The 24,724-nt window shown below is 61.8% G+C and carries 28 protein-coding genes and 1 pseudogene; 15 read left to right on the forward strand and 14 right to left on the reverse strand.

Annotation, left to right across the window (positions count from 1 at the left end; all coding sequences use genetic code 11):
* Positions 1–15: 15 nt before the first annotated feature.
* A complete protein-coding gene (locus FHX03_RS05955) occupies positions 16–579 on the reverse strand; it encodes a methylated-DNA--[protein]-cysteine S-methyltransferase (protein WP_097624569.1) in 564 nt (187 codons plus the stop codon).
* 170 nt (positions 580–749) lie between these two features.
* Between FHX03_RS05955 and FHX03_RS05960 the strand changes: the two genes are divergently transcribed.
* The 4 genes from FHX03_RS05960 (at position 750) to ybaK (ending at position 3,022) form a co-directional block, all read left to right on the forward strand.
* On the forward strand, positions 750–965 hold the full coding sequence (locus FHX03_RS05960; protein ID WP_183852886.1) for a hypothetical protein: 216 nt from the start codon (positions 750–752) through the stop codon (positions 963–965).
* A 73-nt stretch (positions 966–1,038) separates the two neighbouring features.
* Positions 1,039–2,097 (forward strand): succinylglutamate desuccinylase/aspartoacylase family protein, encoded by a 1,059-nt coding sequence (locus tag FHX03_RS05965; RefSeq protein WP_183852888.1) that lies wholly within the window; start codon positions 1,039–1,041, stop codon positions 2,095–2,097.
* Positions 2,098–2,187: 90 nt separating this feature from the next.
* Positions 2,188–2,538 carry an ArsC family reductase gene (locus tag FHX03_RS05970; RefSeq protein WP_097624567.1) on the forward strand — a complete coding sequence of 117 codons (351 nt, stop codon included), beginning with the start codon at positions 2,188–2,190 and terminating at the stop codon, positions 2,536–2,538.
* 10 nt (positions 2,539–2,548) lie between these two features.
* Positions 2,549–3,022 carry a Cys-tRNA(Pro) deacylase gene (gene ybaK / locus FHX03_RS05975; RefSeq protein ID WP_183852890.1) on the forward strand — a complete coding sequence of 158 codons (474 nt, stop codon included), beginning with the start codon at positions 2,549–2,551 and terminating at the stop codon, positions 3,020–3,022.
* 2 nt (positions 3,023–3,024) lie between these two features.
* Here the strand turns inward: ybaK and FHX03_RS05980 are convergent, their stop codons facing one another.
* On the reverse strand, positions 3,025–3,465 hold the full coding sequence (locus tag FHX03_RS05980; protein ID WP_097624839.1) for a MarR family winged helix-turn-helix transcriptional regulator: 441 nt from the start codon (positions 3,463–3,465) through the stop codon (positions 3,025–3,027).
* Between the two features lie 79 nt (positions 3,466–3,544).
* On the opposite strand from FHX03_RS05980, the gene FHX03_RS05985 reads away from it, so the two are divergent.
* Positions 3,545–4,228: a glutathione S-transferase family protein gene (locus FHX03_RS05985; RefSeq protein ID WP_183852892.1), complete on the forward strand. Its 684-nt coding sequence runs from the start codon at positions 3,545–3,547 to the stop codon at positions 4,226–4,228.
* Positions 4,229–4,355: 127 nt separating this feature from the next.
* On the forward strand, positions 4,356–5,609 hold the full coding sequence (locus FHX03_RS05990; RefSeq protein WP_183852894.1) for an aminopeptidase: 1,254 nt from the start codon (positions 4,356–4,358) through the stop codon (positions 5,607–5,609).
* Here FHX03_RS05990 and FHX03_RS05995 read toward each other — a convergent pair.
* Positions 5,557–6,468, reverse strand: a complete 912-nt coding sequence (locus FHX03_RS05995; RefSeq protein WP_183852896.1) for an EamA family transporter — start codon at positions 6,466–6,468, stop codon at positions 5,557–5,559. The genes FHX03_RS05990 and FHX03_RS05995 overlap by 53 nt on opposite strands.
* 81 nt (positions 6,469–6,549) lie before the next feature.
* Between FHX03_RS05995 and FHX03_RS06000 the strand changes: the two genes are divergently transcribed.
* Positions 6,550–7,050 carry a MarR family winged helix-turn-helix transcriptional regulator gene (locus FHX03_RS06000; RefSeq protein ID WP_097624562.1) on the forward strand — a complete coding sequence of 167 codons (501 nt, stop codon included), beginning with the start codon at positions 6,550–6,552 and terminating at the stop codon, positions 7,048–7,050.
* Here the strand turns inward: FHX03_RS06000 and FHX03_RS06005 are convergent.
* Together FHX03_RS06005 and xseA are read right to left on the reverse strand one after the other, a co-directional pair.
* A pseudogene (locus FHX03_RS06005) lies at positions 7,051–7,640 on the reverse strand (NAD(P)H-dependent oxidoreductase).
* A gap of 2 nt (positions 7,641–7,642) precedes the next feature.
* Positions 7,643–9,223, reverse strand: coding sequence for an exodeoxyribonuclease VII large subunit (gene xseA, locus FHX03_RS06010; protein ID WP_183779022.1), 1,581 nt, complete (start codon positions 9,221–9,223; stop codon positions 7,643–7,645).
* Positions 9,224–9,479: 256 nt separating this feature from the next.
* Between xseA and FHX03_RS06015 the strand changes: the two genes are divergently transcribed.
* Positions 9,480–9,725, forward strand: coding sequence for a hypothetical protein (locus FHX03_RS06015; RefSeq protein WP_003589145.1), 246 nt, complete (start codon positions 9,480–9,482; stop codon positions 9,723–9,725).
* Between the two features lie 14 nt (positions 9,726–9,739).
* On the opposite strand, the gene FHX03_RS06020 is transcribed toward FHX03_RS06015, so the two are convergent.
* Entirely contained in the window at positions 9,740–11,578 is a 1,839-nt protein-coding gene (locus FHX03_RS06020; protein ID WP_183852898.1) for a hypothetical protein, read from the reverse strand.
* A gap of 159 nt (positions 11,579–11,737) precedes the next feature.
* Here FHX03_RS06020 and FHX03_RS06025 point away from each other — a divergent pair, with 159 nt between their 5' ends.
* Together FHX03_RS06025 and FHX03_RS06030 are read left to right on the forward strand one after the other, a co-directional pair.
* On the forward strand, positions 11,738–12,745 hold the full coding sequence (locus FHX03_RS06025; protein ID WP_183779018.1) for a glycosyltransferase: 1,008 nt from the start codon (positions 11,738–11,740) through the stop codon (positions 12,743–12,745).
* A complete protein-coding gene (locus FHX03_RS06030) occupies positions 12,742–13,119 on the forward strand; it encodes a GtrA family protein (RefSeq protein ID WP_183779016.1) in 378 nt (125 codons plus the stop codon). The genes FHX03_RS06025 and FHX03_RS06030 overlap by 4 nt, the downstream gene beginning before the upstream one ends.
* Here FHX03_RS06030 and FHX03_RS06035 read toward each other — a convergent pair whose 3' ends face one another.
* Positions 13,120–14,106, reverse strand: coding sequence for a Gfo/Idh/MocA family protein (locus FHX03_RS06035; RefSeq protein ID WP_183779014.1), 987 nt, complete (start codon positions 14,104–14,106; stop codon positions 13,120–13,122).
* Between the two features lie 215 nt (positions 14,107–14,321).
* Here FHX03_RS06035 and FHX03_RS06040 point away from each other — a divergent pair, with 215 nt between their 5' ends.
* Positions 14,322–15,269, forward strand: a complete 948-nt coding sequence (locus FHX03_RS06040; protein WP_183779012.1) for an aldo/keto reductase — start codon at positions 14,322–14,324, stop codon at positions 15,267–15,269.
* 18 nt (positions 15,270–15,287) lie between these two features.
* Entirely contained in the window at positions 15,288–15,731 is a 444-nt protein-coding gene (locus FHX03_RS06045) for a GNAT family N-acetyltransferase (RefSeq protein ID WP_183779010.1), read from the forward strand.
* On the opposite strand, the gene FHX03_RS06050 is transcribed toward FHX03_RS06045, so the two are convergent.
* Positions 15,721–16,338 (reverse strand): hypothetical protein, encoded by a 618-nt coding sequence (locus FHX03_RS06050; protein WP_183852900.1) that lies wholly within the window; start codon positions 16,336–16,338, stop codon positions 15,721–15,723. The genes FHX03_RS06045 and FHX03_RS06050 overlap by 11 nt on opposite strands.
* A gap of 150 nt (positions 16,339–16,488) precedes the next feature.
* Between FHX03_RS06050 and FHX03_RS06055 the strand changes: the two genes are divergently transcribed.
* Positions 16,489–16,986, forward strand: a complete 498-nt coding sequence (locus FHX03_RS06055; protein WP_054182098.1) for a ferritin-like domain-containing protein — start codon at positions 16,489–16,491, stop codon at positions 16,984–16,986.
* A 45-nt stretch (positions 16,987–17,031) separates the two neighbouring features.
* Here FHX03_RS06055 and FHX03_RS06060 read toward each other — a convergent pair whose 3' ends face one another.
* Positions 17,032–17,919 (reverse strand): LysR family transcriptional regulator, encoded by an 888-nt coding sequence (locus tag FHX03_RS06060; protein WP_097624554.1) that lies wholly within the window; start codon positions 17,917–17,919, stop codon positions 17,032–17,034.
* A 116-nt stretch (positions 17,920–18,035) separates the two neighbouring features.
* Here FHX03_RS06060 and FHX03_RS06065 point away from each other — a divergent pair, with 116 nt between their 5' ends.
* Both FHX03_RS06065 and FHX03_RS06070 read left to right on the forward strand, forming a co-directional pair.
* A complete protein-coding gene (locus FHX03_RS06065; RefSeq protein WP_097624553.1) occupies positions 18,036–19,028 on the forward strand; it encodes an aldo/keto reductase in 993 nt (330 codons plus the stop codon).
* Positions 19,029–19,119: 91 nt separating this feature from the next.
* Positions 19,120–19,479 (forward strand): nuclear transport factor 2 family protein, encoded by a 360-nt coding sequence (locus tag FHX03_RS06070; protein ID WP_097624552.1) that lies wholly within the window; start codon positions 19,120–19,122, stop codon positions 19,477–19,479.
* A 51-nt stretch (positions 19,480–19,530) separates the two neighbouring features.
* On the opposite strand, the gene pheT is transcribed toward FHX03_RS06070, so the two are convergent.
* The 5 genes from pheT to infC all read right to left on the reverse strand — a co-directional run bounded on the left by pheT (position 19,531) and on the right by infC (position 24,694).
* Positions 19,531–21,954 (reverse strand): phenylalanine--tRNA ligase subunit beta, encoded by a 2,424-nt coding sequence (gene pheT, locus FHX03_RS06075; protein WP_183852901.1) that lies wholly within the window; start codon positions 21,952–21,954, stop codon positions 19,531–19,533.
* A gap of 16 nt (positions 21,955–21,970) precedes the next feature.
* Positions 21,971–23,053 carry a phenylalanine--tRNA ligase subunit alpha gene (pheS, locus tag FHX03_RS06080; protein ID WP_097624550.1) on the reverse strand — a complete coding sequence of 361 codons (1,083 nt, stop codon included), beginning with the start codon at positions 23,051–23,053 and terminating at the stop codon, positions 21,971–21,973.
* A 144-nt stretch (positions 23,054–23,197) separates the two neighbouring features.
* Positions 23,198–23,602, reverse strand: coding sequence for a 50S ribosomal protein L20 (gene rplT, locus FHX03_RS06085; RefSeq protein WP_183852903.1), 405 nt, complete (start codon positions 23,600–23,602; stop codon positions 23,198–23,200).
* Between the two features lie 38 nt (positions 23,603–23,640).
* Positions 23,641–23,844: a 50S ribosomal protein L35 gene (gene rpmI, locus FHX03_RS06090; protein ID WP_003570998.1), complete on the reverse strand. Its 204-nt coding sequence runs from the start codon at positions 23,842–23,844 to the stop codon at positions 23,641–23,643.
* A 313-nt stretch (positions 23,845–24,157) separates the two neighbouring features.
* A complete protein-coding gene (gene infC / locus FHX03_RS06095) occupies positions 24,158–24,694 on the reverse strand; it encodes a translation initiation factor IF-3 (protein WP_012559640.1) in 537 nt (178 codons plus the stop codon).
* Positions 24,695–24,724 lie beyond the last annotated feature (30 nt).

Raw genomic sequence — 24,724 nt, forward strand, 5'->3', positions numbered from 1 at the left:
CAGCCGGCATTTCGACTAGAGGCCCAGCGACTGCTGGGCCGGCGGCGGCGGGGCAAGGCTGACGCCTTCGAGTTCCAGCATACGGGCCTTCGATGACGAACCGCCGGGAGCGGAGAAGCCGCCGATCTTGCCGCCGGCGGCCAGCACCCGGTGGCAGGGAATGATCAGCGCGACCGGGTTCTTTGCCATCGCCTGGCCGACGTCGCGGGCGGCTTCCGGCCTGGCGCCGAGCTCTTTCGCCAGCGCGCCGTAGGTGGTCGTACGACCCCAACCAACACGCCTTGCCGCTGCATAAATATCCCTGAAGAAGGCATCCTGGCCGGCCAGATCGAGTTCGACGCCTGAGAAATCCGTTTCCTCGCCCTGGAAATAGCGCTTCACCGCCGCGACCGTTTCGAGCACATTGGGCGTCGGCGCGCCGGGTTCGGCATCCGGCAGGCGGCGGCGCAGCAGGCGTTCTGTTGCTTCCGCTGACTTCGTCGGCAACTGGAAGCGGGCGATGCCGGCGTCGCGCCAGGCGATGCCGCAGAAACCGCCGGCGGTTTCGAAGATCAGATAGTGGTATGTCGTCTGGGCCATAACACAGCCTCCACGTTTTTCGATCAACACCAAAATCGTACGGGACGGCCGCTGTTTCAACCCGATTCTTGCGCCTCATGTTCTTTTTCTGTTCTTGATATCCTATCATGCCGGCGTATCTTTCATGCCGTTTGGGAACGACGAGGTGGGTCATGACGGCCGGATAGCCCATGAACAGACTTCCTTCGATTTCGACCATGGTCAGAATCGGCGCGGGCGGCCGGGTGAAAGCCGGAGTGACAGTCACGGCTTTTCTTCGCTCTCTGCCCTACCGCGATCGTCGAACGGCAAGCGGCGTCGAATTCCTGCTGATCCACAGCCTTCTCGGAAAAACCGAACATCATCGATCGCTGGCCGCTGCTCGGCTGAGGCACCGTGCCCGGTGAGACTTGCGCTTGCCGGATATCCGCGGATAAAGCTGGAAGCGCCGTTCGGATGGCAATGCGGAGCGAAGACAGCATGGACGTTTCAGAGATCATCATCCCGGGCGATACGCCTGGAACGGAGTGGCGGTTGCCGGTGCTGCGTTTTTTCGGTTGCGATCACAAGGCGCCGACGATCTATATCCAGGCGGCACTGCATGCCGGCGAGCTGCCGGGAACGGCGCTCTTGCACTTCCTCTGCGAGCGGCTGCGGCAGGCGGAAAGCGAAGGCGGAATTGCCGGCGATATCACCATCGTGCCGCAGGCCAATCCGATCGGTGCGGCGCAATCGCATTTCGGTGATTTGCAGGGCCGTTTCGATCTCGGCTCCCGCACCAATTTCAATCGGGATTTCCCGCTGATCTCCATTGCCGATCGCGCCACTCTGATTGAAGACCTCGACGATTACCCGGCTACCGACAGATTGAAGCGGCAGCTGATGCATCTGGCGCTCGGTGCCGATCTGGTCGTCGATCTGCATTGCGACGATGAATCGCTGCAATATGCCTATATCGATGAGGCCTTCTGGCCGGAAGCGGCCGATCTCGCCGCTGCGCTCGACATGGAGGCCGTGCTGCTTTCGGATGGCGAAAGCTCGGCCTTCGAGGAGGCCGTCGGCTTTGCCTGGAAATATAAGGTCCCAGGCGAGCGCCGATCCCGACTGCCGGGCCGGCTTTCGGTCACGGTCGAGCTGCGCGGTAAGCGTGATGTCGATCCGACGCTGGCGAAGAAGGACGCGGACGGGCTTTGGCGTTTCCTCGTGACGCGCGGGATCGTCAGCGGCGAGACGGCCACTACGGCATTTTCCGGTCCGGCCGTGCCGCTCGATAATGTCGAGATCCTTCGCGCGCCCGAAGGCGGCGCCGTGCTATTCCATCGCAAGATCGGCGACAGGGTTGCAGAGGGCGAGCTTCTGGCGACGATCGTCATCCGGCCGGGGCAGCCCGGCGGCAGCATCGATTTGCATGCGCCGCAGGACGGGCTGATCCTGACCCGGACGTCCGACCGGCTGGTGCGGCGGCGCGGCGATCTGATGAAGATCGTCTGCGGCAGCCCGAGCAGGGCCTCGCGCAAGGCCGGCACGCTGGAAAATTGAGCCGGCGAGTTCGGGGATAAAACGCCGCACGGCGTTTGCGCCAGCATTCGCCCATGTTATCCCGCTGCCATCACAGGGAAATGGATCGACATGACTGTTACCATCTATGGCATCAAAAATTGCGACACGATGAAGAAGGCCCGTAGCTGGCTGGAAGACCGCGGCGTCGCCTATGAATTTCACGACTACAGGGCGCTCGGCATCGACCGCGCCCATCTCGAATCCTGGATCGACCAGGCCGGCCTCGACACCGTGCTCAACCGCGCCGGCACCACTTTCCGCAAGCTGCCCGATGCCGAGCGCGGGAACCTGACCCGGGAAAAGGCGATTGCGCTGATGCTCGACCAGCCGTCGATAATCAAGCGGCCGGTGCTGGAGACGAAGGACAAATTGCTCGTCGGCTTCAAGCCGGAGATCTATGCCGACACGTTCCGGGGCTGACAGACGGCCGATGTCCAAGACCACGCGCGCGACACAGGTTCTTTCCCAGGCTGGCATCGGCTTCACCGTCCATGCCTATGACTACGATCCCGGCGCCGAGCACGTCGGGCTGCAGGCGGCCGAGGCTCTGGGTGAAGCGCCGCATCGGGTGCTGAAGACCCTGATGGCCGAGGTGGACGGCAAGCCGGTCTGCGTCGTCGTGCCGTCGGATCGCGAGGTCAGCATGAAGCGGCTCGCCAGCGCCTTTCACGGCAAGTCCGCCAATATGATGAAGCCTGCCGATGCCGAGCGGCTGACGGGCTATCATGTCGGCGGGATCAGCCCCTTCGGCCAGAAGAAGCGCGTGCCGACGGCCATCGAAGAAGCCGCTCTTGTCGAGCCGCTCGTCTACATCAATGGCGGGCAGCGCGGGCTGCAGGTGCGGCTCGATCCGAAGGATGCGTTGAAGGTCTTGAAGGCGATCGCCACGCCATTGGTCGCCTGATCTCAGAGAAAGCGGTCGAGCAGGCCGGCAAGCGTCTTGGCTTCGTTTTCGGCAAGCTTGCAGCCGATATGGGTCTCGATCGATCCTGCATAGACGGCCCACATGCACTCACGGAGCTGCCGGCCGGCCTCGGTGATGACAACCCAGCGGCCGCGGCCGTCCTCGGCGAAGACTTCGCGCCGGACGAGACCCTCTCTTTCCAGCCGGTCGACCAGGCGGGACAAGTTATACTGCGCAAGCAAAGTGCGCTCTTCGATCTCATAAGGGCGCAGCCTGCCGCCCGCGCGCGCCAGTTCCCACAAGACGTCATACCAGGCAAGCGGCGGCATGCCGGCCGCCTTCAGGTCGGCTTCGATCGCGCCGAGCAGACGCTCGCGGGCGCGCATGATGCTCGTCCAGGCACGGGTCGAGGCTTCGCTGGGTTTCGGCATCTTCTCGGACATAAATGCAATTACATCTATCTTGAATTCCGCCGCAAGCGATATTAGATGCATTTGCATAGATTGTGACCAGGAGATTTCCATGAGCAAGCTTACCCTTATCAGCCATCATCTCTGCCCCTATGTGCAGCGCGCCGCGATCGCACTTCTCGAAAAGGGCGTGCCGTTTGAGCGCATCAACATCGATCTTGCCAACAAGCCGGATTGGTTTTTGAAGATCTCGCCGCTCGGCAAGGTGCCGCTGCTGCGGATCGAGGCGGAGGACGGCAGCGAGGCCATTCTGTTCGAAAGCAGCGTCATCTGCGAATATCTGGAGGAAACGCAAGCCGGTGCTGCCCTGCATCCCGCCGATCCGCTGACCCGGGCCCGTCATCGCGGCTGGATGGAATTCGGCTCCTCGGTGCTTTCCGATCTATGGGGCTATGAAACGGCGCAGGATGAATTGCAGCTGGACGCCAAGCGCAAAGCGCTGATTGCCAAATTCGAGACGCTCGAAGGGGTGCTGGGCGACGGGCCTTATTTTGCCGACAGCAGCTTCAGCCTGGTCGATGCCGTCTTCGCGCCGGTCTTCCGCTATTTCGATCTCTTCGATACGCTCGGCGACAGCGGCATCTTCGACGGGCTCGAGCAAACACAACGCTGGCGCAAGGCACTGTCTGAACGTCCGAGCGTCCGGGCGGCTGTCGGCGCGGATTACCCGCAGCGGCTGATGGAATTCCTCGAGAAACATTCCTCGATCCTGCTCAGGCAAGCTGCCGCCGCCTGAAGCGCGCCCAAGCGGCCGGACCTCCATCCGGCCGCCGGCAATTCGGCGAGACACCGCTTCATTTTCGCCGCAAACGGGTCTAAGTCTGCCAGCCTCAAAGCATCATCGACAGAAAGCAGGGTGAGCCATGACTTTCATGCCCCAGAGCCAGAACACCATTGATCCCGTCAAGCTGGAGAAGCTTGCCGAGGTCGCCGTCAAGGTCGGGCTGCAGTTGCGCAAAGGTCAGGATCTGGTGATCACCGCGCCTGTGGTGGCGCTGCCGCTCGTTCGCCTCATCACCAAGCACGCCTATCAGGCCGGCGCGGGGCTGGTAACCGCCTTCTATTCCGACGAGGAAACGACGCTTTCGCGCTATCAATACGGCAGCGACGAGAGCTTCGACCGGGCCCCCGACTGGCTCTATGAGGGCATGGCCAAGGCCTATGCCAACGGAGCGGCGCGCCTTGCGGTCGCCGGCGACAATCCGCTGCTGCTGTCCGAGCAGGATGCCGGCAAGGTCGGCCGCGCCAATCGCGCCACATCCACCGCCTACAAGCCGGCGCTGGAAAAAATTTCGAATTTCGACATCAACTGGAACATCGTCTCCTATCCCAATCCGTCCTGGGCCAAGGTGGTCTTCCCCGACGATCCAGAGCCAATTGCGATCGCCAAGCTCGCCAAGGCGATCTTTGCCGCCTCGCGTGTCGATGTGGACGATCCGATCGCCGCCTGGGCCGAGCATAATGCCAATCTGGCCAAGCGCTCCGCCTGGCTGAACGCCGAGCGTTTCGCCTCGCTGCATTTCAGGGGACCGGGCACCGATCTGACGGTCGGCCTTGCCGACGGGCATGAATGGCATGGCGGCGCTTCCACCGCCAAGAACGGCATTACCTGCAACCCGAACATACCGACCGAGGAAGTCTTCACCACGCCGCATGCGCTACGTGTCGAAGGCCATGTTTCGAGCACCAAACCGCTGTCGCACCAGGGCACGCTGATCGACAATATCCAGGTGCGCTTCGAGGCCGGACGCATCGTCGAGGCGAAAGCGTCGCGCGGCGAGGAAGTCTTGAACAAGGTGCTCGATACAGACGAGGGCGCCCGCCGGCTCGGCGAAGTGGCGCTCGTGCCGCACTCGTCGCCGATCTCGGCCAGCGGCATCCTGTTCTACAACACGCTATTCGACGAAAATGCCTCGTGCCACATCGCGCTCGGCCAGTGCTATTCCAAGTGCTTCCTGAACGGCGCGACGCTGAGCCAGGAAGAGATCAAAGCGCAAGGCGGCAATTCCAGCCTGATCCATATCGACTGGATGATCGGGTCAAACAAGGTCGACATCGACGGTGTCAAGCCGGATGGTTCGCGGGTTCCGGTGATGCGGCAGGGCGAATGGGCCTGACCGGCATCGTGGCGCGCTGACTGAGCCAGACGCTGGCAAGCACCATGGCGAAGCCGGCGATCTGCGCCGGCGTCAGGCTCTGGCCGAGCGCCAGCCAGCCGAGCAGGGTCGCGACGACAGGGCTGAGAAAGCCGAGCGAGGCGACCGCCGAGGGCTCGATCCGGGAGAGGCCGCGAAACCAGAGCAGATAGGTGAAGGCCGCGCCGATCAGGCCGAGATAGGCGATGCCGGCAATATTTGCGATAGTCGGCGTCGGCAGCGCCGGTTCGAGGAAAAGCGCAAAAGGCACCAGCAGGATGCCGCCTGCCGTCAATTGCCAGGCGGTGAAGGTGAGGTTCGACACCGGCGGTGCCCAGCGCCGTGTCAACACCGTGCCGAAGGCCATCGAGACGGCGCCGGCAAGACCGGCGGCAACGCCCACTGGATCGAGCCCCGCCTTCGGCGTCAGCACCAGCAGCCCGACACCGGCCATGCCGGCAAGACCGGCCAGCACGGCAAGCGGCCGGATCGGTTTGCCGAGGAAAAGCCGCGATAGCGCGATGACGATCAGCGGCTGCACCGCGCCGACCGTTGCGGCAACGCCGCCCGGGAGCCTGTAAGCAGAGACGAAGAGCATCGCCCAGAAGAACGAGAAGTTCAGGGCACCGAGAATGAAGGCCCTTCCCCACCAGATGCCGAAAGGCAGCTTCCTCACCAGGAGCAGAAGCAGCAGCCCGGCTGGCAAGGCCCGGAGCATCGCCACCGTCAGCGGATATCCCGCCGGCAGGAAGGAGGTCGTGACGATATAGGTGCTGCCCCAGATGGCGGGTGCGAGCGCGGTTGCCGCAAGGTCGGCGGTGGAGCGGAGATTTGTCTTCATATCAAGAATCTCTATTTCAAGATAAACGCATCTTACGCCTTTTTATCTTGACGTCAAGATAATGGCTGTTATCGGTGGATCATGAGCAAAGACAGCAGCATGGATCACGTCGACAAGATCCTGGCGCAATGGCGACAGGAACGGCCGGACCTCGACGTCGAACCGATGGGCCTGCTCGGACGGTTGAAGCGCCTCGGCACCCATCTCGGCCGCGAAGTGGAGGCGGTGCTCTTAAAACACGGGCTTTCGACGTCCGCCTTCGACGTGCTCGCCACCCTCCGCCGCGCCGGCGCCCCCCACCGGCTTTCGCCGGGCGAGCTTCTGGAGATGACCATGGTCAGCTCCGGCACGATGACGAACCGCATCGACCAGTTGGAGAAAGCGGGCTTCGTCGAGCGCGTCGTCAATCCACAGGACCGCAGAAGCGTGTTGATCGCACTGACAGAAAAGGGGCTGGCGACAGTCGAGGCCGCTGTCGATGCGCATGTCGCCAATCAGCGCCGGCTGACACGCAACCTGACAGCCGAGGACAAGGCCGAGTTCGACCGGTTGCTCAAGAAATTCCTGTCGGATTTCGAATAGTCAGACGGCGGCAAGCGCCTTGCGGACGCGATCCAAATGCCTCTTGCGCCTCGCCTCCGTCGCGCGGTCCATGTCATGCAGGCTCAGCATGCGAAAGACGATTTTTTTGAGCAGAAGCTAGCAATGCCCCGCTTCAGCAGACGCCGAACGGGATTGCCCATATAAAAATGCACCAGCCACCAAGGCGAGCCCGTCGTCGTTAGCGCATAGAGCAATCTGATATTGGTAAGTTCAGGCACAATACGACCGCCGGCGGCGTCGTGCGTGAAGGCCACACCTGGCGCGAAGATGCGATCGAAGAATCCCTTCAGAATGGCTGGGAAATTGAACCACCACTGCGGAAACACGAGAACGAGCCCGTCGGCCGACTGCAGCCGGGCAACGATGTCGGCAACGGCCGAGGTGTCGTAGGGTATATCGAAGTAACCGCTCCGCTCCGCCTGGGACAGGCGTGGATCGAAATCCTCGGCGTAGAGATCGAGCAGATCGACGACATGACCTGAGGCTTCCAATGCTTGCCGAGCCGTGTACGCCACCGAGGCTGCGAAGCTATCCGGCAGCGGATGGGCAAGCACCAGCAGGATCCGCATCATCAGAACAGGCTTCCCTGCTTCGGCGGCTCGGCCGATTTCACGCCCCGCTTCTTGGTGCCGACAGGTGGGGCGCCACCGTCCGTCGTCATCGCGCCAACGCGGCCATCGGCGAACTCGATGGAGATACCCGTGCCGGCGGAGAGCGACGCTGCCTGCGAGACCGGCCTGTCATCCTCATCGCGAATGACGGCGTAGCCGCGTTTCAGCACATTCTTATAGGATAGCGACTGCAGCACACGATCCTGCGCTGAAAGCTCGGCGCGGGCGCGAGCCAACTGGTGGCGTATCGCCGTATCGCCGTGGCGCGAAAGATTGGCGAGAGCCTCACGGCTCCGATCGGTTTGCGTCTTAAACCGGGCCGGCAGTGTGGCGAAGACTGCCTCAGCGCGATCAATGCGGGACTTCGAGCGGTCGAGCAGGCGCTCGACGGTGCGTTCGGCCCGGGCCATGCGATCGCTCAGAAGCTGGCGCCGCTCGGCGATGCGGTTGGACAGCACATCAGGGCGCAGATGCGCGGCGACGCGCTCGAAGCCGCGGCGCTTGTTGATGGTGTTGAGTGCCAGACCGCGGCCAAGGCCGGTCGCCGCCTCGTCGAAACGGCGGCGCGGCAAAGCGAGAAGCTGATCGAGCGATGGCAATGCCCGCATCAGGGCACGAACGGACTGGCGGCGCTGATCCATCTGCCGGTTCATGCAGCCTTGCAGCCGCGCAGCAAGGGCGGCGGCCTGCGCGTCAAGTTCCGCCTTGACCGGCACGGCCATTTCGGCCGCCCCGGTCGGTGTGGGCGCTCGGACATCTGCGGCATAGTCGATCAGCGTCCAGTCGGTTTCATGGCCAACCGCCGAGATCAGCGGTATCCGGCTTTCGGCCGCAGCGCGCACGACGATTTCGTCGTTAAAACTCCAAAGATCTTCCAGGCTGCCGCCGCCGCGCGCGACAATCAGCACATCCGGGCGCGGGATGACGCCGGCCGGCTCCAGGGCGTTGAAGCCGCGGATGGCGTTCGCCACCTCCTCGCCTGATCCCTCCCCTTGCACCCTCACCGGCCAGACGAGGACATGCACGGGAAAACGATCGGAGATGCGGTGAAGAATATCGCGGATCACGGCGCCGGTCGGCGAGGTGACGACGCCGATCACGCGGGGCATGAAGGGCAGCCGCTTCTTGCGGGCGGCATCGAACAGGCCCTCGGCGGAAAGCTTGCGCTTGCGCTCCTCGATCAGCGCCATCAGCGCGCCGGCGCCGGCCGGCTCCAGCGTCTCGATGACGATCTGATATTTCGAGGAGCCAGGAAAGGTGGTTACCTTGCCGGTGGCAATGACTTCCATGCCCTCTTCCGGACGGAACTTCAGCCGCGAGAAGGTGCCCTTCCAGATGACGGCGTCGATGCGGGCGCGATCGTCCTTCAGCGCGAAATAGGCATGGCCCGAAGAATGCGGCCCGCGATAGCCTGAGATTTCGCCGCGCACGCGAACCTGGTCGAAGGCTGTTTCGACGGTGCGCTTGATCGAGCCGGAAAGCTCCGAAACCGAATATTCGGCAAGATTGGTTGGCGAATCGCTGTCGAAGAGGTTGCTCATCTCTTCTTTCTATGTCGATCGGCGGGAAACTGGAAGGTCGCAGCCGCGGCACAAGCCTGTTTCCTCGGCTGCTGAGATCGCAGCGAAATCGGGTAAATCCGTTTGGTTGCGGAACGCATAGTTAGAATGCGCGTTATAGACGAAAGGGATTGCTAACCACCGCAATACAAAGGCTTTTCGGCCGGGACGGCCGGTAAATCTTTGTTAGTTGGCGCTTCCTATGCTTCCCCTCGTTATCTCTGGGAAGGTGCTGAAAATGATTATTCTCACAGCAGCCGCATTGGGCGTCAGCGCCGGGCAAACGCGCTCGGCTGCCGCGATCGCGTTGATCGCCGCGCTCATTGGAATAACCTTCGCGGCGGCGGCGATTACGTCGCCCGGCCCGGTCTCAATCCTGGCCTTCGTCTATGCCGTTCTCGGCTTTAATGGCGGCCTCATGCTCTTCGTGGCCGGGCTCTACGCGAATGCGCGCCTTCGCCGCGCGACGCGCGTTTCCCACTAAAAGAACTGCCGGCGTCAATTCGCCGGCCGATAGCGAAAGAACTGAACGCCCACATCGGCCGCCTTCGGAAGCGGCTCCAGATAGGGCGGTATATTGCCCTTGCGGAGCTCGGCATAGAGCCCATCCGGTTTCAGCTTGGCAATCTCTCGCGTCTGCAGGTCACCGGAACAGAAGCCAAGCACCGTCACATGAGCCCCCTTCAGGAAGGCTTCCGCCTCCTGCGGCTCCGCCAGCCCGATGTGCAGTTCCGTCAGCATGCCGCCCTGATTGCGGTGATAGGGCGCGGAGAGAACCCGGTTTTGCGTGAAACGAAGGATCGGCACGCCCATTTCCGAAGGTGCGGAGACCAGGCCGGCCGGAAGCCCGGCAAGCGGCGCCAGCGCCTGCCTCGATGTGCAGGAAAGCACCTTTTCCGTCGCCTGCTTCTGTGCGCCGTTGCCCATCTGCAGCGCGATAAGTCCGCCGCCGAGTGCCCAGGCGGCCGGAACGCTTGCGAGGACAGTGACGATATAAACGAAGGCGGCGGCAACATTCTCGCTGTCGCTATTGGAAATCCGCCTGATATCGATGATCAGCAAGGCAAGTGGCAGAATGGAGATCAGGTTCGAGAAAACGGAGCCGCGCACCTGGACCAGCGCAATTGCCCAGCTGGTGATCAGCAGGAAGAGCAGGACCAGATGGATCTGCATACGATCGCGCCGAACGATGCGGAAGATGCAGACCGCGATGGCGAAAAGGCCGGCCGCATAGAAACCACCGATGGAGAAGGGATCGGTGCGTAGAAGAACAAAGGCCGACTGCGCTTCCGACACATTCCTCAGCCAGAGTTCGACCAGCATCGGATCAAGACCGGCGAGCGGATCGCTCAGGCATTGCGGCGCAATCACCATCGCCGAACCGAGAACACCGGCACCGACGAGGCCAAGCGCCGCAAAGCGCAAGGGGCGACTCAGGCGGCTTGCAAAGACCGCCGAAGACAGCAGCAGCCCGCCGCCGATCGCCGCCAGGCTGTAATAACCGAGCGAGAGATTGTCGCAGGTGACCATCGAATAGAGCCGCGGCGGCACCGTTGCGACAAAGAGAATGCTGATCGCCATTGCCAGCGCCAGCCCGAATGCCTTCGCGGCGACGGCGAATTTTTCGCCTTCCCACGCCCAGAGCAAAGCGATGGTCAGACAGACGGCCGCGACAAAAGGCGTCGTCTCGGCGCCGATGGCGATGGCGACCGCTGCCGCGATGCCGGCAACCGCATAACTCCTGCCGCGCCGCTGCGGATCCAGCAGCATCGCCACCATCGTCGCGACCAGCGCCAGCTGCGCATTGTGATGATCGATGGCTCCAGGCGCGAAACGGTTGCCGGTGTATATCGCAAGACCGGTCATGCCGAGACTGATATGCATGCCGGCGACACCGCCGATGCGCCGCCCGGCAACTGCCATGGCAAGCATGGCGGGGAGGACGAGCGAAATCGGCCAAACGGCAAGCGCCAGGGCCTCAGCCGTCTCGTTGGGCGCAAACAGACCGAAGAACCAGATCAGCGAAGCGATCGGCAGATCGATCAGCCGCGACCAGTGCATCAGCGTGCCGCCACCGAGGCCGAGGCGATATTGCATCAGATCGAACCAGCCCTGCCCGGCGAGAAAATCGCGAACCTCGATGAGACGCATTCCGTCGTCATTGTCGGGACCGACATAATCGGTCGCAATGGAAAGCTTGGCGACGAGGAGGATGGTGGCGAGAATGACGCTATAGCAGATGACGGTTGGCCACAGGCGCATCATCAACCTTCCCAACCCGCCCCTTTGGGCGGGGGTCACGGATGCGGCATTGGTGATCGGCTGCACGGCGTTCATCGTGGTTAGCGCTTCGTTTCCGGATGCCGAAGCTTAACCGCAGCCGATCAAGAAAGTGTAAAGCCGATTGCGGCAGCTGCCGATTTTGCTTTCGTCATAGGGTCTTATTAACGCCGGGTGGTTTAGGCTCGGCTCGGCTTTTGTGTAACGAGTAAAGTCATGGCCCGATCGCGTACCGATAAACTGGACATTGCCGTCCTGCTTCCCTGCTATAATGAAGCCGCGACGATCGGCCCTGTGGTGCGAGGTTTCCGCGCGACGCTGCCGGATGCGGCGATCCACGTCTACGACAACAATTCCACCGATGGCACCGCCCTGCAGGCGATGCTTGCCGGGGCGCATGTCGTGCGCGAGCGGCGGCAGGGCAAGGGCCACGTCGTGCGCCGCATGTTCGCCGACATTGACGCCGACATCTACATCATCGCCGACGGCGACGGCACCTATACGCCAGCCGATGCCGAGGAACTGGTGCGCACACTGCTGACCGAGCGGGCCGACATGGTTGTGGGGACCCGCCGCGGCGTTCATGCCGATGCCGGCCGTCAGGGCCATGCGCTCGGCAACCGGCTTTTCAACCTGCTCTACCGGACGATCTTCGGCCCCGACTTCACCGATATCTTTTCCGGCTACCGCGCTTTCTCACGCCGCTTCGTCAAGAGCTTCCCGGCGGTATCAGGCGGCTTCGAGATCGAAACCGAAATGTCCGTGCACGCCTCGCGGCTGAAGCTGCCGGTCAGCGAGCTGGAACTCGATTACGGCCGCCGGCCGGAAGGCTCGCATTCCAAGCTTTCGACCTTTCGCGACGGCGGCAGGATTCTCTGGATGTTCGCGATGCTGATGAAGGAAACCCGGCCCTTCGCCTTCTTCAGCACGATCAGCGCCACCTTCATGCTGGCGAGCGTCGGCTTCATGGCGCCGGTGCTGGCGGAATATTTCCAGACGGGTCTCGTCAGCCGCATGCCGACCTGGGTGCTGTCGATGGCGCTGATGATGATTTCCTTCATGCTGTTTACCGCCGGCGTCATCCTGGATTCGGTGGCCCGCGCCCGCGCCGAACAGCTTCGTATCCATTATATGAGCCTGGAGACGCCGAGCGCGGCCAAGGCGCCGCTCGGCGAGGCAGCGCCCGCATCGCGTGGGCGTCCTGGCAAGGCGGATGCGGCATGAGAAAGCTCGTCCGCTTCGCCATTGCCGGCGGCATCGGCTTTCTCGTCGATGCCGGCGTCCTGTCGGCGCTGCTTCATCTGACGCCGCTCGGGCCTTTCTTGGCACGGCTCGTCGCGATCGCGCTGGCAATGGCGGCAACCTGGGCTTTCAACCGGAGCTTCACCTTCGATCGCTCCGGCCGATCGCTTGCCGCCGAAGGCTTTCGCTACGGTTCGGTCGGCGTGACGGCAGCCTTGGTCAATTACGGGCTTTATTCCGCACTTCTGCTGTCGCTGCCTGCCCTTCAGCCGCTGGCGGCCATGGTGATCGCCAGCCTCGCCTCGATGATCTTCAGCTTTTTCGGTTATTCGCGCTTCGTCTTCCGCGCCGAATAATCAGACTGATTCCCAGCCGTCCTTCTCGCTGGCGCGGTAGATCGCGTCGATGACCTTCTGGTTCAATTTCGAATTTTCGAGCGTGACGAGCTCTTCCTTGCCGTCCTTCACCGCCCGGGCAAAGGCTTCGACTTCCCGCTTGTACTGGCGACTGTCCTGGAAGCGGAAGATGCGCGATTCATTGTGGCTGCGGTCGGTAAGCTCGATCTCTTCAGGCCCAAAGCGGTTGGCGTTGAACGGCGACTTGACCTCGATATAGCCGTCGGTGCCGTGAAAGACCATGACCTGGCGGTTGGCCATCTGCGTCGAGATGTAGAAGCTCAACTCGAAATCACCGAAATCGGCTTTGACGCTTGAATAGATATCCGTCCCGAATTCGGGATCGCGCTCGGTAATGGCCTGGATCCGAAGCGGCTCCTTGCCGGTGGAAAAACGCGTGCCCATGACGGGATAGACGCCGATATCCGGAAGGCCGCCGCCGCCAAGCTCTGGAATGTTGCGCATGTTGGCAGCATCGCGGTTGAAATAGGTGAAGGCGCCCTGCACATGCCGCAGCTTGCCGATCGCGCCCTCATCGATCAGCGCGCGCACCTTCTGCCAGACCGGGGAATAGGTGATCATATAGGCTTCGGTGACCACCACGCGGTTGCGGTCACGGGCGGCGATCACATCGTCGATATCGCCGGCCTTCAAGGCGAGCGGTTTTTCACAGAGCACGTGCTTGCCGGCATCGGCTGCTTTGATCGACCATTCGATATGCTGCGAGGTCGGCAGCGGGATATAGACCGCGTCGATGAGATGGGAGGCCAGCATCTCCTCATAGGAGCCGAAGGCATGCGGCACCGAAAAACGGTCGGCCATCTCCCTGGCGCGCGCGAGATCACGGCTGGCGATCGCCGTGACGACGCAGTTCTCCGCGTCCTGGATTGCAGGAACGACATTGTCGCGGCCGATCTTTGCCGTTGAAATGATACCGAAGCGCAACATGGTCCAAGCCTCCCAAACAGGTTTCCGCGAACCATATTCAGGCCTTCGCTGCGGCGCAATGGCGCGGGCTGAAATCACGGAAGTTTGCCTTCCTTCATGCCCGGATCGCGCTAGGTTCTCTCAGATCGTTAGAGAATGATGTTTCGGCATCATGCTCCGGGACGGCGTTCTGCCGTACCCGCGATTTCAATTACATCACCATTTTGGAGAGCGTCATGGAAATGCGCCGGCTTGGAAAAACAGGTCTTTCGGTCGCGCCGATCGTCATCGGCGGCAATGTCTTCGGCTGGACGGCCGACGAGAAAACATCCTTCGCCATTCTCGACGCCTTCTTCGATGCGGGACTCAACACGATCGATACAGCGGATGTCTATTCCGCCTGGGTTCCCGGCAACAAGGGCGGCGATTCCGAGGAGATCATCGGGCGCTGGCTGAAGCAGGCAAGCCTCTCCCGCGACAAGGCCGTGATCGTCACCAAGGTCGGCTCGGACATGGGACAGGGAAAGACGCTCAAGGAGAGCTATATCCTGAAAGCAGCCGAGGATTCGCTCAGCCGGCTGCAGACCGATTATATCGATCTCTATCTCTCGCATTGGCCGGACGCCGATACGCCCCACGAGGAAACGCTCGGTGCCTTTGCCAAGCTGAAGCAGCAGGGCAAGATCCGCGCCATCGGCTGCTCGAATTATGACGCGACGCTGCTGCAGGCTTCCTTCGACGCTGCCGAAAAGGCTGGCCTGCCGCGTTACGATGTGGTGCAGCCGGAATATAACCTCTATGAACGCTCGAGCTTCGAGGGGCCGCTGGCCGAGCTCTGCGTCAAAGAGGATATCGGCGTCATCACCTATTTCAGCCTCGCCGCCGGCTTCCTCACCGGCAAGTACCGCAGCAAGGCGGATACGCAAGGCCGCGCCCGCGAGGGCCGGGTTTCGACCTATCTGGATGACAAGGGCCTGCGCATTCTTGCCGCACTCGACAGGGTGTCCACTGAAACCGGCGCCAAGCCTGCGGAAATTTCGCTCGCCTGGCTTTTGCGCAAGAAGGGCGTGACGGCGCCGATCGCCAGCGCCACCAGCCTTTCGCAGCTTGAAAGCCTGGCGAAATCGGCGACACTTCAACTTTCCGATGACGCGATGGCGCTGCTCGACGAAGCCGGCCGCTGATAGAGAAGAGAAGAGACGATGACCGTGACGATCCGCGATGCCCGCCCCGAAGACGAAGCGCGTTGGCGCGAACTCTGGGCTGATTATCTCGCCTTCTACGAAGTCACGGTCGATGCCGATATTACCGACCAGACATGGCGCCGGGTTTTCGATCCGGCGTCGGCGATCCTCATGCGCGTCGCCGAGGTCGGCGGCAGGATCATGGGCTTTGCGCTCTATCTCACCCATGAGGGCACGTGGATCCGCGGCCGGGACTGCTATCTCGAAGACCTGTTCGTCGATCCCGAGGCACGCGGCAAAGGCGTTGGGCGGGCGCTGATGGACGATCTCGTCGAACTCGGCAAGGCGAAGGGCTGGTCGCGGTTCTATTGGCATACGAGCGAGCAGAACAAGACGGCCCGGGCGCTCTATGACAGCTATGTCGAGAGCGACGGGCACATTCGCTACCGAATCAGTTTTTGAGGGCGGGAAAACCCTCGTACCATTCGGAATGCTGCCCCTCCCAGTTCGCCATGCCCGGTTTGGTGAGGATGCCGCGCGGGCTGATATAACTCTGGATCACCCGTTTCGGCCGTTCGTGCCACTGGATATTGAAAGCCCAGAGCTTGGGGAAGAAGCAGAGCGAGGCGTAGGGCAAATGGTCGTGGATCCACCAGGCGAGCCGTTGCCAGTCGCTTTCGTCGCTGTAGCGGTCGAGCATCCACGGCACGACGATGCAGACCGCAGCACCCATGCAGCCGTCGAAGTCCAGCATGTCCCAAATGTGATGGGCGGCAGTGGCGGCATTGGTCGAGCAGTTCAGATTGTTGGCGTTGCCGAACCTGTTGACATCGGGCGATCGATAGCCGGAGCGGATATGCAGACGACCGAAGGTCGCTTCCAGCGGCTCCAGCAATTCCTGGCAAAGCCTCCTGCCTGCCTCGATCGCCAGATCGGGGTCCTCGGGAATGTTGGGAATTCGGTGGAAATCGGCAATTTCGGAGTGCAGGAAATCGCGGAAGAAGAAGTTCTGCGACAGCCTTATCCGGCCAAGATCCTCCAGACCCTTCATCGAACCCGGCTTTCGCATGACGTTCTCTTCCTCCCACATCTATGGCAGGAAACATCGCCCGGAGCAGATTTCCAGTCCACCCGAAATCGATCGGGAACAATTTGCGCAATCCTTGCTTCTTAATGTGTCGCCGCATTCGCGGCCTTCCCCAGAACAAGGATCGAGAAAATGGCCAAGGAAAAGACGTTGGAAGATCTCTTCTACGACACGCTGAAGGATATCTATTTTGCCGAACGGCAGATCCTGCGCGCCCTGCCGAAGATGGCGCGCGCCGCCCAGTCCGCCGAATTGAAAGCGGGTTTCCAGAAGCACTTGGAGCAAACCGAAGGCCAGGTCGAGCGCCTGCAGCAGGTTTTCGAGAAGATCGGCAAACGCGCCCAGGGCAAGACCTGCGAGGCGATCCAGGGCATTATCGCCGAGGGCGAAGAAATTATGGAGGAATTCAAGGGCACGCCAGCGCTGGATGCCGGCCTGATTTCCGCGGCCCAGGCCGTCGAGCATTATGAAATCGCCCGTTACGGCACACTGAAGACCTGGGCCGCGACGCTCGGCTTCAAGGATGTCGTCAGCCTGCTCGACCAGACGCTGCAGGAGGAAACGGCGACCGACAAGACCCTCTCGCAGCTCGCCACCACAGCAGCAAACCAGAAGGCCAAGGCTGCCTGACGGATGAGAGCGGGCGGCAAGTCTCTTACCGCCGCCCGCATTCTTCTAAACATATCTGAAGAAATCGATGAAGGCCCGCAGCGCCGGGCGCATCTGCCGCCGGGTGGGATAGTAAAGAAACGGCCCGGAATAGGGCGCGCACCAATCCGCCAGTACCCGCACGAGCCTGCCGCTCGTCAGCTCGGCATCCACCCGCATATCGAAGAGATAGGCAAGGCCGGCGCCGTTAAGCGCCGCAAGCAGGGCCAGCCGGTCCTCGCTGACAATCAGCGGCCCGTCGACCGCAACAACCAATTCCTGCCCATCCTTTTCGAATTCCCAGCGATAGATGGAGCCATTGGTAAAGCGCCGCTTGATGCATCGATGATGGACGAGGTCGCGCGGGTGTTCCGGTTTTGGATGGCGCTCGAAATATTCGGGCGATGCGGCGATGACAGTGGTCAAAGGGGGTGAGAACTTCACCGCGATCATATCGGCCTCCAAGCTCTCCTCCAGCCTTATACCGGCGTCGAACCCCTCCTTGACGATATCGGTGAAGCCGTCCTCATTGGCAATCTCCAGGGTGATATCGGGATAGAGGTTGAGAAAATCGCCGAGGCGCGGGGCGAGCAGGAGATCGGAGGCGAAACGCGGCGCAGTGATGCGCAGGTTGCCGGCCGGCTTGGCGCGCGTATCGCGGACAGCCTCCAGGGCAATATCGATCTCCTCGAGCGCCGGACGCAGCCTTTCGAGAAGCAGGCGGCCCTCCTCCGTCGGCGCGACACTGCGGGTGGTGCGCGCCAGGAGCCTGACCCCCAGGCTTTCCTCGAGGCTCGAGATCGCATGGCTGATCGCTGACGGCGCGACGAGGAGTTCCTTGGCCGCGGCGCGGAAGCTGCGATGCTCAGAGACGGCGGCGAGAACGGCGAGTTGCGAGAGCTGTGTTCTGTTCATTGATCGAAAGAATAGAACAACCCGTTAGAAGCTGCATGTATTTTCTGACTGGTGCGGCAAGGATATGGTCTGCCCGTACCGCATAGAGCGGTCCCAGCTCAGAAAAGGAGCGCAACATGAAAACCCGGAAACTCGGAAACGATCTGACCGTCTCAGCCGTCGGCCTCGGCTGCATGGGCATGAGCTTTGCCTATGGCGCCAGCGACGAAGCGGAATCGGTGAGGACGCTCAATCGCGCCGTCGAACTCGGCGTCACGTTTTTCGACACCGCCGAAGTCTATGGCCCCTTTACCAACGAGGCCCTTGTCGGAAAGGTGCTGAAACCATTCCGCGACCACCTGGTGATCGCCACCAAGTTCGGCTTCAAGATCGATACCAGCCAGCAAGGTGCTGCCGCCATCGCCGGCGTCGACAGCCGCCCCGAGCATGTGCGGGCAGTCGCCGAGGCCTCATTGAAAAGGCTGGGCATCGAGACCATCGACCTCTTCTACCAGCACCGCGTCGATCCCAACGTGCCGATTGAGGAGACGGTCGGCGTTATGGCCGAGTTGGTGAGGGAAGGCAAGGTCCGCGCCCTCGGCCTCTCCGAAGCCGGCAGCGCCACCATCCGCCGCGCCCATGCGGTCCATCCGATCGCCGCGCTGCAGAGCGAATACTCGCTTTGGACGCGCGATCCGGAGGAAGACGTGCTTGCCACCTGCCGCGAACTCGGCATCGGCTTCGTGCCCTACAGCCCGCTCGGCCGCGGTTTTCTGACAGGGGCGATAAAGACCGAAGATCTTGCCGCCGATGATTTCCGCCGGCAGGTGCCGCGCTTCCAGGCGGAGAATTTCGACGCCAACGCCGCTCTGGTCGCAACGCTCGAACAGCTTGCCGCCGAAAAGGGCGTGACCGCCGCACAGCTGGCGCTCGCCTGGGTGCTGAGCCAGGGAGACGACATCGTGCCGATCCCCGGCGCCCGCAAGCTTCACCATCTCGAACAGAACGCTGCCGCCGCCGATATCGTGCTAAGCCCGGCCGAGCTCGAGCAGCTCGGCAAGGCCATCCCGGCCGGGCAGGTGGCGGGAAAACGTTATTCGGACGCGTCGCTTGCCATGACGAACCTTTAAGCGACAAAAGCCCGGCCTGATTCAACAGGCCGGGCTTGCCTTCGCGGCCGGCGAAACTATCTAACGCCATCTCGGAGAACGGGATGAAACTATGTCGGATAGGCAGGCAGTCGAACAGACGGTTCATCTCTATGTCGAAGGCATGGCCTTCGCCAATGAGGCAGCCTTGAAAAAGGCCTTTCACCCGAAAAGCTCGATCATCGGCTATTACCAGAATGCCGTCGAATGGCTGACGCGGGACGAGTTCATCGCCGCGATCCTGGCGGAGGAGCCAGCCCCGCCCGGCACGCAGCCCTTCATGGATATACAGAGCGTCGATGTCGAGGGCGATGCGGCCAGCGTCAAGGTCACCGACGATTTCGCCGGAATGCGTTTCACCGATTATCTCTCATTGCTGAAGATCGAAGGCCGATGGACGATCGTCGGCAAGCTTTACCATCTTCATAGGTGAAAAGACCGGCCACAGCGACCGGTCGACTATTCCTATTGTTAGCCGGCAAGATCAGGATCTGAGAACACCGCCGGTGAATTTTGTCACGCTGGCGACGATCTTCTGCGTCAGCGCCTCGAAATCCTCATCCGTCAACGTGCGCTCGGCCGGCTGGATCTGAACCTCGATCGCCACCGACTTCTTGCCTTCGCCGACCGACGCGCCTTCGAAAACGTCGAAGACATTGACGCCGGTGACCAGCTTGCGGTCGGCGCCGGTCGCGGCCTTGATGACGGCGCCTGCTTCCACCGTCTTGTCGACGACGAAGGCGAAGTCGCGCTTGACCGCCTGGAAAGGCGAAAGATCGAGCGCCGGCTTGGTGCGGGTCGCCTTCTTCTTCGGCTCGGCCATGGCATCGAGATAGACCTCGAAGCCGCAGAGGGCGCCGGAGACATCAAGCGCTTCCAGCGTCAGCGGATGGAATTCACCGAAATAGCCGAGCACGACTTTCGGCCCCATCTTGATCGTGCCGGAGCGGCCGGGATGATACCATTCCGGCCCGCCCTGCTCGATCTGGATGTTGCCCATCGGCAGGCCGCAGGCTTCGATGACGGCGAGCGCATCGGCCTTGGCGTCGAAGACGTCGACCGGTTTGCCGCCGCCCTTGGCGGCGTTCGACCAGGCGCGGCCGGCGCCGACAAGCGAAGCCGTGCCGCGGCGGATGCCGCCCGCAACGCGGCGCTGACCTTCCGGCCGGTCGTTCTCATAGGTGCCGGAGACCTCGAAGATGGCGACGTCGGCATAACCCTTGTCGGCATTGCGCTGGGCTGCGGTCAGCAGGCCCGGCAGCAGCGAGGGGCGCATGTCCGACATTTCGGCGGCAATCGGGTTGGCAAGCTTGAGGGCGGGCGAACCGCCGCCGAAGAGCTTGGCCTGATCTTCCGGAATGAAGGACCAGGTGACGGCTTCGAGCATGCCGCGCGACGCAAGCGCCCGCTTGGCGAGACGCGTGCGGATCTGCAGCGTCGTCAGGATCTTGCCGTTGACGACCGCATGGCTTTCGAGCGGCGCCGGTTTGATATTGTCGACGCCGTGGATGCGCATGACCTCCTCGACGAGATCGGCCTTCCCGTCGACATCGGGACGCCAGGAAGGAACGGCAACGGAGACACGCTCGCCGGAACCGGAGACCGTGAAGCCGAGGCGGGTCAGAATGCTGTTGCTTTCCTCATCCGAGACGTCGAGCCCCGTCAGACGCTTGACCTCGGAATAAGGGAAATCGACGATCTTTGCTTCGTAACCCTGATAGCCGACGACCTCGGCTCTGGCGGCCGTGCCGCCGCAAAGCTCCAGCACCAGTTCCGTCGTGCGTTCGAGACCAGGCACCATATAGTCCGGATCGACGCCGCGCTCGAAGCGGTACCGGGCATCGGTGATGATGCCGAGGCTGCGGCCGGATTTGGCGATGTTCATCGGGTCCCAGAGGGCCGATTCGATCAGCACGTCGACGGTGTTTTCGTCGCAGCCGGAATGTTCGCCGCCCATGATGCCGCCGATCGATTCGATGCCGTCTTCATCGGCGATGACGACATTGTTCGGGCCGAGCTTGTATTCGCGCTGGTCGAGCGCCAGCACGGTCTCGCCCTCCGTGGCGCGGCGGACGGTGAGGTTGCCCTTGACCTTAGCAGCGTCGAAGACGTGCATCGGCCGGCCTTGATCGAAGGTCATGTAATTTGTGATATCGACCAGCGCATTGATCGGGCGCAGGCCAATGGCGGTCAGCCGCTGCTGCATCCAGCGCGGGCTCGGGCCATTGCTGACGCCACGCACCAGACGGAGCGAAAAGCCGGGGCAGAGTTTCGGATCGTCGAGATCGAGCGTCAGCTTGACCGGCGTTTCGCCTTCGACGGCGAAGGACGGCGCAGGCCGGTGCTTCAACGTACCGAGTCCGGAGGCGGCGAGATCGCGGGCGATGCCGTGGACCGAGGTGCAGTCCGGACGGTTCGGCGTCAGGTTGATCTCAATGACCGGGTCGTCGAGATGCGCATAGGCGGCATAACTCTTTCCGACCGGCGCATCTTCCGGCAGATCGATGATGCCGTCATGGCTGTCGGAGATCTGCAACTCCTTTTCGGAGCACATCATGCCGTGGCTTTCGACGCCGCGGATATTGCCGACGGCAAGCGTCACGTCGATGCCGGGAACATAGGTCCCGGGAGCAGCAAAGGCGCCGACGAGGCCGGCGCGTGCATTCGGGGCGCCGCAGACGACCTGGACCGGCGCGCCGGCGCCCGTATCAACCATCAGCACCTTCAGGCGATCGGCCTGCGGATGTTTTTCCGCCGAGACAACTCTGGCGATGACGAAGGGCTTGAACGCCGCCTTGTCGTCGACATCCTCGACCTCCAGTCCGATCTGGGTGAGCCGCGTGCAGATTTCGTCGAGGCCGGCATCCGTTTCCAGATGCTCTTTCAGCCAGGAGAGCGTGAATTTCATCGTCCCAATTCTCCGTTCAAGCGCTGAGGCCGCCGAACAGCGTCGGCATGTCGAGCGGGCGGAAGCCGTAATGCGTCATCCAGCGGACGTCGGCGTTGAAGAAATCGCGCAGGTCGGGCATGCCGTATTTCAGCATGGCGATGCGGTCGAGGCCCATGCCCCAGGCAAAACCCTGATATTCGTCCGGATCGAGCCCGCCATAACGCAGCACGTTCGGATGGACCATGCCGCAGCCGAGGATCTCCATCCAGTCGGTGCCTTCGCCGAACTTGACGATCGGGCCGGAGCGATCGCACTGGATATCGACCTCGAAAGAGGGCTCGGTGAAAGGGAAAAACGACGGGCGGAAACGCATCGTCACGCTGTCGACCTCGAAGAAGGTCTTGCAGAATTCCTCGAGCACCCAGCGGATGTTGGCAACATTGGCTTTCTTGTCGATGACCAGGCCTTCGACCTGGTGGAACATCGGCGAATGCGTAGCGTCGCTGTCCTGGCGATAGGTCTTGCCGGGAATGATGATGCGGATCGGCGGCTTCTGCGCTTCCATGGTGCGCACCTGCACAGGCGAGGTATGGGTGCGCAGCACCTTGCGCTCGCCATTCTCGTCCGGATGGAAGAAGAACGTGTCGTGCATCTCGCGGGCCGGATGGCCTTCGGGGAAATTCAGCGCGGTGAAATTGTAATAATCCGTCTCGATATCGGGACCTTCGGCGATCGAGAAGCCCATGTCGGCGAAGATCGCGGTGATCTCATCGACGATCTGGCTGATCGGATGGATGCGGCCGCGCTCGGCCGGCGAAGAGCGCACCGGCAGGCTGACATCGACCGTTTCGGCCTTCAGCCGCGCATTGACCGCCGCCATTTTCAGCACGGACTTACGTTCGGCAATGGCGTCCGTCACTTCGTTCTTCAGGGCGTTGATCGCAGCACCCCGGGTCTGGCGCTCTTCCGGCGTCATGGCGCCGAGCGTCTTCAACAGTTCGGAAACGGAGCCCTTCTTGCCGAGCGCGGATACGCGCACGGCTTCCAGGGCCGCCTCGTCACCCGCAGCAGCAATTTCGGCAAGCAAAGAGGATTTAAGCTGGTCGATATCTGACATTGTCTTCTTTCCGTCCAGATCAGGCGGCGTTCGAACGGCAGGCTGGAGAGGCCGGCGCAGGGATATAAAGAAAGAAAAACCCGCGCTAGCCCAAACCAGCGCGGGTTTCCCAAAATCATAAATTCAAAGCTTGGGAAGCGCTGGTTACTTGACCGCGCCTTCAAACTCGTTGGCCGTACCGGCTTCCTTGAGGTACTCAAGAGCCTTCTTGGCAGCATTGACGAGCGCGCCGAATGCTTCCGGCTCGTGGATCGCCATGTCGGAGAGAACCTTGCGGTCGACTTCGATGCCGGCCTTGTGCAGGCCGTCGATGAAGCGGCCATAGGTCAGGCCGAATTCGCGGACAGCGGCGTTGATGCGCTGGATCCAGAGCGCACGGAAGTTGCGCTTGTTGACCTTGCGGTCGCGGTAAGCGTACTGCTTCGAACGATCGACAGCAGCCTTGGCGGTGCGGATGGTGTTCTTGCGGCGGCCGTAAAAGCCCTTGGCGGCCTTCAGAACCTTCTTATGCTTGGCGTGGGCGGTGACGCCTCTTTTTACACGTGCCATATCATGATCTCCTTAAATCTAGCGTTCGCGGACGAGTCTCAGAGACCGTTCGGCAGGTAATTCTTGATAACCTTGCGGCCATCCGGTTCTGCGAGAACCATGGTGCCACGTGCATCGCGAATGAACTTGTTGGTACGCTTGATCATGCCATGGCGTTTGCCGGCAGCGGCAGCCTTGACCTTGCCGGTTGCGGTGATCTTGAACCGCTTCTTGGCAGAGGACTTCGTCTTCATCTTGGGCATTTTGCTACTCCTTCTGTCCTCCCTGCGCGCTTCATCAAAAAAGCCCTTCTCGCGAAGTCCGGTTCTCCGGCCGTCGCAACAAGGTGCGGGAGCGTTTGTTGTTGATCTGCGGCTTCGGCGACGAACCGTTCCGCAAGCATTCGAAACTGCCACGGCATGCCCTGCCGGTCAGTTCGGACGCGCGCTTATAACCGCAGCGTCCTGAAAGTGCAACGGGGCTGCGGAGGAATCTTCGCACGCTCGTAAGCACCAGTGTTAGAAAGCACAAAAGCCGCCCTTGCGGACGGCCTTGGGGCGAAAAAGTGCCTGGCGCTTACTTCGGCGCCAGCACCATCATCATCTGGCGGCCTTCGAGCTTGGGCTCGGCTTCGACCTTGGCGAACTCGGTCGTATCGGCCTTGACCTGCTGCAGCAGCTTCATGCCAAGCTCCTGGTGGGCCATTTCGCGGCCGCGGAACTTCAGCGTTACCTTGACCTTGTCGCCTTCGTCGAAGAAGCGACCCATCGCCTTCATCTTCACCTCATAATCATGGGTGTCGATATTGGGGCGCATCTTGATTTCTTTGACTTCGACGATCTTCTGTTTCTTGCGCGCCTCGGCAGCCTTCTTCTGGTTGGCATATTTCAGCTTGCCCAGATCGAGGATCTTGCACACAGGCGGTTCGACATTGGGGGAAATTTCGACGAGATCGAGGCCGGCTTCCTCAGCCATTCTCAAGGCCTGGTCGGTAGGCACGACGCCCATATTCTCGCCGTCAGCCCCGATCAGCTGAACTTTGGGAATGCGGATTTCACGGTTCGAGCGCGGTCCGTCCTTCACGGGCGCGTCGGTTTTAAAAGGTCTGCGAATGGTCGTATTCTCCTCGCGTTGTTTCGGAAC

The organism is Rhizobium sp. BK456 (assembly GCF_014194045.1).
In the GTDB taxonomy this organism is placed as follows: Bacteria; Pseudomonadota; Alphaproteobacteria; order Rhizobiales; family Rhizobiaceae; genus Rhizobium; species Rhizobium redzepovicii.